The sequence below is a fragment of the Novosphingobium sp. LASN5T genome (assembly GCF_003856955.1).
Taxonomy (GTDB): Bacteria; Pseudomonadota; Alphaproteobacteria; order Sphingomonadales; family Sphingomonadaceae; genus Novosphingobium.
In genome coordinates this window covers 69,784-75,789 of record NZ_RQSI01000022.1, presented here as the reverse complement: position 1 = coordinate 75,789, position 6,006 = coordinate 69,784, and the positions used below count along the sequence as shown (strand labels likewise).

Genomic DNA, 6,006 nt, shown 5'->3' with positions numbered 1-6,006 from the left:
CGCCGCGATGCCGGCGCCGCCCGCGCCGCCGGCTCCCACGCGGGCGGCATCCGCGCCCGCCAGCAAGCCATCGCCCACGCCCACCGCCACGAACCGCCCGGCAGCGCCCACGCACAAACCCCATGCGTCTGCAACGCGGACAGCACCTGCCACCAGCCCTTCTCCCTTCGCGTCTGCTTCTCCCGCCGCTGCCGCCTCGGCTGTCGCTCCTCCGCCACAGCCGTCTGCGCCGCCTTCCGCAAGCGCCAGCGCCGAACCCTATGAATTCGCCATCGTGCGCAACGCGATGCACGAGGAAGGACTGTGGCGGCAGCTCACCGATGTCGCGCTGGGCCGTTATTTCCTGCTGATCGCCTGGGCCGCGCTCTACCTCGCGCTCGGCAATGGCGAGATGGCGCGCGCCGCCGAATGGCGCGAGGGCGAATACCGCCGCGCCGCCAAGGCCGCGGAGCTGCGCTCGCTGCGCTATCAGGTGAACCCGCATTTCCTGTTCAACACGCTCAATTCGCTGTCCGCGCTGGTCATGACAGGGCGCGGCGAACAGGCCGAACGGATGATCCAGACGATCTCCAGCTTCTACCGCCACAGCCTGGCCGCCGATCCCACGTCGGACGTGCCGCTGGCCGACGAGATCGCGCTGCAGCGCCACTACCTCGAAATCGAGGCGGTGCGCTTTCCCGACCGGCTGCGTACCGAATTCGACGTGCCGGAAAACCTTGCCCAAGCCTGCGTCCCCGGCATGATCCTGCAGCCGCTGGTCGAAAACTCGATCAAATATGCCGTCTCCGCCACCACGCGGCCGGTCACCATCCGCATCAGCGCGCGCGAGGCCGACGGGCTGCTGGTGCTGACCGTGGCCGACGACGGGCCGGGCAAGGCCAGCGGAAACGGTGGCACCGGCATTGGCCTTGCCAACGTGCGCAACCGGCTGGCCGCGCGTTTCGGCGATTTCGCGCATGTCGATAGCGGCCCGCTGCCGGCGGGGGGCTATGCCACGGTGCTCACCATCCCCCGCGTGGACGGCGGGAACTGCTGAACGGGCATGGAAGAACAGACGGGAGGAAACGGTATGCGAACGCTGATCGTGGACGACGAGCCGCTGGCGGTGGAACGGATGCAGATCCTCTGTTCGCGCCTGCCCGCGATCACCGTGGTCGGCACCGCCAGCGATGGCGCGGCGGCACTGCGGCTGGTCGAGGCGCTAACGCCCGACCTGATCCTGCTCGACATGACGATGCCCGAAGTGGACGGCCTTTCGGTGGCGCGCCAGCTTTCCGGCCAGGCGCAGCGACCGGCGGTGATCTTCGTGACCGCGCACGATCACTTCGCCGTGGAAGCCTTCGACCTCGATGCGGTGGACTATGTGCTAAAGCCTGTGGCGCAGGACCGGCTGGAACGCGCGATCGAGCGCGCGCTGGCCCGGATCGCCAATGGAGCCGCCACCCCCACCACGGAACCATCGGCCGCCGCTCCGTCCAAGGGTGACTGGATCGAGGAATTCTGGGTGCCGCACCGCTCCGAACTGGTCCGCGTCGCCGCCGCCGACATCGAGCGCATCGATGCCGAGCGCGACTATGTGCGGCTGCACGTGGGGCCACGCAGCTACCTGATGCTGCACACGATCCAGGGCCTGGAAAATCGGCTCGATCCCGATCGCTTCATCCGCCTGCACCGCTCGACGATCGTGCGACGGGACCGGATCAACGGGTTGCGGCACGATGGCCTTGGCGTCTGGTCGGCGGAACTGGCGGATGGCACGCCGCTCCGGATCGGACGCACCTATCTGGCCAAGGCCAAGGCGATGGCGGGGCGCTGATCCCCGGCGTCCGGGATTCTCAGCGTTTCGCTTCCGGCACATGCCGGCCCTTGCAAATCTCGCAGCGGCGCCAGCAGGTGACGCCCGGCATGGCATCGGCGGGCTTCAATCCCGGTACAGGGCGCAGCCCTTCGAGGATCCATGGCGCCACGCCCTCGGGCGCGGCCTTGCTGTGGCAGAGCAGGCAGGTCTTGCGGTAGGTTTCGCGGGTGAGGCCCGAATGGTCCTCCTGCGCGCCGACGGGGCCGGACCACAGGGCGAGCGGCGCGATCGCCAGAGCCGCCATCAGCGATGCCCGAATCCCGTTTCGTCCCAATCCGCGCACCCTGCCGCTCCTCCGGACAATCGCCAGCGAGAGGAGAGTTGCCGCAAATTCGGACGATCGTCCAGCTTCAAGACGTCACGCGCGCGGCGCCATGCGGCGATAACTGAGCGCTTCGGCGACGTGGACGCGGCCGACCGTCTCCGAGCCGCCGAGATCGGCGATCGTGCGCGCCACACGCAGCATCCGGGTATAGCCCCGCGCCGACAGGCGCATCGCTTCCGCCGCCTGCAACAGCAGCCTGCGGCCCGGCTCGTCCGGCGTGGCGTAACGATCGAGCAACTCGCCATCGAGCTCGGCATTGTTGCGCCGTCCGCTGCCCGCCAGTCGTGCCGTCTGGATCGCGCGTGCGCCGGCCACGCGGGCGGCCACCTCGTCCGATCCTTCCGCCGGCGGCGGCAAGGCGAGATCGGCCGCGGACACCGGATCGACCTCGACATGCAGGTCGATCCGGTCGAGCAGCGGGCCGGACACCTTGGACTGGTAGTCCGCCGCGCATTTCGGCGCGCGGCTGCAGCCCAGCGCCGGATCGCCGAGATGGCCGCAGCGGCACGGGTTCATCGCCGCGACCAGCTGCACGCGCGCGGGGAAGGTGACATGGGCATTGGCCCGCGCCACCGAGACTTCGCCCGCTTCCAGCGGCTGCCGCAGCGAATCGAGCACCGCGCGCTGGAATTCGGGCAGTTCGTCAAGGAACAGCACGCCCAGGTGCGCCAGGCTGACCTCGCCCGGCCGCACGCGCAGGCCCCCGCCGGTCAGCGCCGCCATGGAGGCGGAATGGTGCGGGCAGCGGAACGGGCGCGCGCGGCTGATCCGCCCGTCCTCCAGCAGCCCGGCGACCGAAGCGACCATCGAGACTTCCAGCGCCTCGGCCGGCGTCAGTTCGGGCAGGATGCCGGGCAGGCACGATGCCATCAGCGATTTGCCCGCGCCCGGCGGGCCGATCATCAGCAGGTTGTGCCCGCCCGCCGCCGCGATCTCCAGCGCGCGCTTGGCGGTTTCCTGGCCTTTCACCTGCCGCAGGTCCGCCATGCGGCGCGGCGGATCGGCCTCGCCCGGCGTAGGCGGGGGCAAGCGCTGCGTGCCTTTCAGGTGGTTGAGGAGCGAGACGAGGTTGGGCGCGGCGATCACGTCGATCCCGCTGGCCCAGCGCGCCTCGGTGCCTTGCGCGGCGGGGCAGATCAGGCCCTTGTCCGCCCCGCTGGCATGAAGCGCCGCCAGAAGTACTCCGGGGCTGGCGATGATCCGCCCGTCCAGCGCCAGTTCGCCCACGGCCAGATAGTCCGCGATCTGTTCGCGATCGACCACGCCCATCGCCGCCAGCAGCGCCAGCGCAACCGGCAGGTCGTAATGCGAGCCTTCCTTGGGCAGGTCGGCCGGTGAAAGGTTGATGGTGATGCGCTTGGGCGGCAGCGCCAGCCCCAATGCGGCGAGCGCGGACTGCACCCGTTCGCGGCTTTCGCCCACCGCCTTGTCGGGCAGGCCGACCAGCCGGAACGCGGGCAGGCCCGGCGCGATCTGGCACTGGACTTCCACCGCGCGGGCGTCCAGCCCCAGATAGGCCACTGTCGAAACCAGCGCGACCATCGGTCCTCCGTCGCTTCCCAACGGCACCGCGTGGCCGGGCGGGAAGCATTGCGGAGCGCCATGGCGATGCCAAGACGCCAGCGGCCGACACAGCCAAATCGGACCCAGTTATGCCTGTCCGCCCCGCCGGGTGAGTCAGCCCGCGTCTTTCGCGATCGCGCGCGTCATGCCCAGTTCGTTCGCGGGCCGCGCCCGGCCGATCAGGTAGCCCTGCCCCTGCGCACATCCTTCGCCACGCAGGTAATCCAGCACCGTTTCCTCCTCGATGCCTTCGGCGGTGACGGTCAGGCCCAGGCTGTGGCCCAGACCGATGATCGCGCGCACCACCGCCTGCGAATTGGGCTCCTGATGCAAGTCGCGCACGAAGGACTTGTCGATCTTGATCTTGGTGAAGGGGTAGCTCAGCAGATAGCTGAGCGAGCTGTAGCCGGTGCCGAAATCGTCCATCGATATGCCCACGCCCAGCGCGCGGATCGATGCGATCATGCCGGAAACCTGCGGCCCCTTTTCCATCAGGACGGCTTCGGTGATTTCCAGCTCCAGCCGCCGCGGGTCCATGCCCGCCGACGACAGCGCCTGCACCACGATGCCCAGCAGGTTGGGCGAACGGAACTGGATGGGCGAGACATTGACCGCCAGCTTGACGTGCGCGGGCCACATCATCGCCTCGCGGCAGGCACTCTGCAGCACAAACTGGCCGACCACGTCGATCAGGCCGATTTCCTCGGCCAGGCCGATGAACGCGTCGGGCATCACCATGCCGCGCACGGGGTGGTGCCAGCGCACCAGCGCCTCGTAGCATTCGACCTCGCCGGTCGCGAGATCGATCAGCGGCTGATAGTGGACCGCCAGTTCGCCCAGCCGGATCGCCTTGCGGAAATCGGCCTCCAGCAAGCTCTTTTCCTGCGCGGCGACGTCCATGTCGCGCACGAAGCGGCGCATCGTGCCCCGCCGGTCGGCCTTGGCGGCATAGAGGGCCAGATCGGCGTAGCGCAGCAGCGTTTCCGGGTTGGCGGTATCGTCGGGTGCCGATGCCATGCCGATCGTGGCGCCGATATGCAGCGAACAGCCGCTGACGCTGAAAGTCTCCTTCATCGCGGTGATGATCGCCTTGGCGACGTAATCGACCGTCGTGCGCGACTGCCTTTCGAAGATCACCGCGAATTCGTCGCCGCCGATCCGGCACAGCAGGCCATCGTCGGGCACCAGGCTGGCCATGCGCCGCGCCGCCTCCGCCAACAGAGCATCGCCGACGAGATGGCCGAACGTGTCGTTGATCGGCTTGAAGTGATCGAGATCGATCAGCGCGACGGTCACCGACCGGCCGTTCTGGCGCACCCCGGTCAGCAGATCGCGCAGCCGCTCGCGGCAGTGCGCGCGGTTGGCAAGGCCGGTCAGCTCGTCATGCCGCGCCATGTGCGCGATGCGTGCCTCCACCTTGCGCCGCTCGGTCACGTCGAAGACCGAGGCGATCGTGGCCAGCCGGCCATCGAGCATCGACTGCCGCGTGAACAGGACCGATTCGAGTTCCTGCCCGTCCTTGCGCAGCTGACGCCAGAAGCGATCCTTCTGCGATCCAGTCGTCGCCAGCAGGCGCTGCGCCTCACTCCATTCCTCGGCCGCGAACAGGCGTTCCGCCGGCAGCCCCGCCAGTTCGGCAAGGTCATAGCCGAAGTGGTCGGCGGCGGCGGCGTTGGCCGAAACGATCGCGTCCTCCGCCGGATCATAGACCAGCAGGGGCACCGGATTGCTTTCGAACAGCAGGCGAAACGATTCCTCGCGCTGCTTCATCTCGGTGATGTCCACGCGCAGGCCGATGGTGCCGCCATCGCTGGTCTTGCGCTCCTCGATCATGATGCAGCGGCCGTCGGACAGCCATTGTTCGTGGCGATCGGCCGCGTGTTCCAGCCGGTCGAGCCGGTCGGCCAGCCATTCCTCCTCGCGCCCGTGCGCTTCGGGATAGTCGCCCCGGGCAATGCCTTCGCGCAGCGTGTCGACCAGCCGCGCCCCGCGCCGGAACAGGTCGGCAGACCGGTGATAGATGCGCGCGTATTCCTCGTTCCAGTGGATGTAGCGCCCTTCGGCATCGAGAAAGACGATGCCCTGCGGAAGCGCGTCCAGCGCCTCGCGGAACCGCTGCTCGGCCTGTCGCGCGGCTTCCTCGGCGGCGGCAACGGCGCGGGTGGCATCAAGCAGGAGGCCGGCTTCCCAAACCTCCTGTCCGCCACCCTCGTCGCCGTCACCCCAGTCGTTTGCTGGGAAACCACCCATCGCGTCCATT

General features: G+C 68.8%; 4 protein-coding genes and 1 pseudogene. 2 read left to right on the top strand and 3 right to left on the bottom strand.

Annotation, left to right across the window (positions count from 1 at the left end):
- Positions 1 to 304: 304 nt before the first annotated feature.
- Together EH199_RS15090 and EH199_RS15085 are read left to right on the top strand one after the other, a co-directional pair.
- Positions 305 to 1,036, top strand: a pseudogene (locus tag EH199_RS15090) (sensor histidine kinase); the annotation flags it as partial.
- 33 nt (positions 1,037 to 1,069) lie between these two features.
- Positions 1,070 to 1,816, top strand: coding sequence for a LytTR family DNA-binding domain-containing protein (locus tag EH199_RS15085; RefSeq protein WP_124810124.1), 747 nt, complete (start codon positions 1,070 to 1,072; stop codon positions 1,814 to 1,816).
- 19 nt (positions 1,817 to 1,835) lie between these two features.
- On the opposite strand, the gene EH199_RS15080 is transcribed toward EH199_RS15085, so the two are convergent.
- The 3 genes from EH199_RS15080 to EH199_RS15070 form a co-directional block, all read right to left on the bottom strand.
- Positions 1,836 to 2,102: a hypothetical protein gene (locus tag EH199_RS15080; protein WP_124810123.1), complete on the bottom strand. Its 267-nt coding sequence runs from the start codon at positions 2,100 to 2,102 to the stop codon at positions 1,836 to 1,838.
- 114 nt (positions 2,103 to 2,216) lie between these two features.
- Positions 2,217 to 3,725, bottom strand: coding sequence for a YifB family Mg chelatase-like AAA ATPase (locus tag EH199_RS15075; RefSeq protein WP_124810122.1), 1,509 nt, complete (start codon positions 3,723 to 3,725; stop codon positions 2,217 to 2,219).
- A gap of 135 nt (positions 3,726 to 3,860) precedes the next feature.
- Complete coding sequence (locus EH199_RS15070; protein WP_223806703.1) at positions 3,861 to 6,005, bottom strand: bifunctional diguanylate cyclase/phosphodiesterase; 2,145 nt, start codon at positions 6,003 to 6,005, stop codon at positions 3,861 to 3,863.
- Position 6,006 lies beyond the last annotated feature (1 nt).

Bases quoted from the DNA above. Each gene is read 5' to 3' on its own strand.
- EH199_RS15085 (WP_124810124.1), top strand. From the start codon at position 1,070: ATGCGAACGCTGATCGTGGACGACGAGCCGCTGGCGGTGGAACGGATG.
- EH199_RS15080 (WP_124810123.1), bottom strand. From the start codon at position 2,102: ATGGCGGCTCTGGCGATCGCGCCGCTCGCCCTGTGGTCCGGCCCCGTC.
- EH199_RS15075 (WP_124810122.1), bottom strand. From the start codon at position 3,725: ATGGTCGCGCTGGTTTCGACAGTGGCCTATCTGGGGCTGGACGCCCGC.
- EH199_RS15070 (WP_223806703.1), bottom strand. From the start codon at position 6,005: ATGGACGCGATGGGTGGTTTCCCAGCAAACGACTGGGGTGACGGCGAC.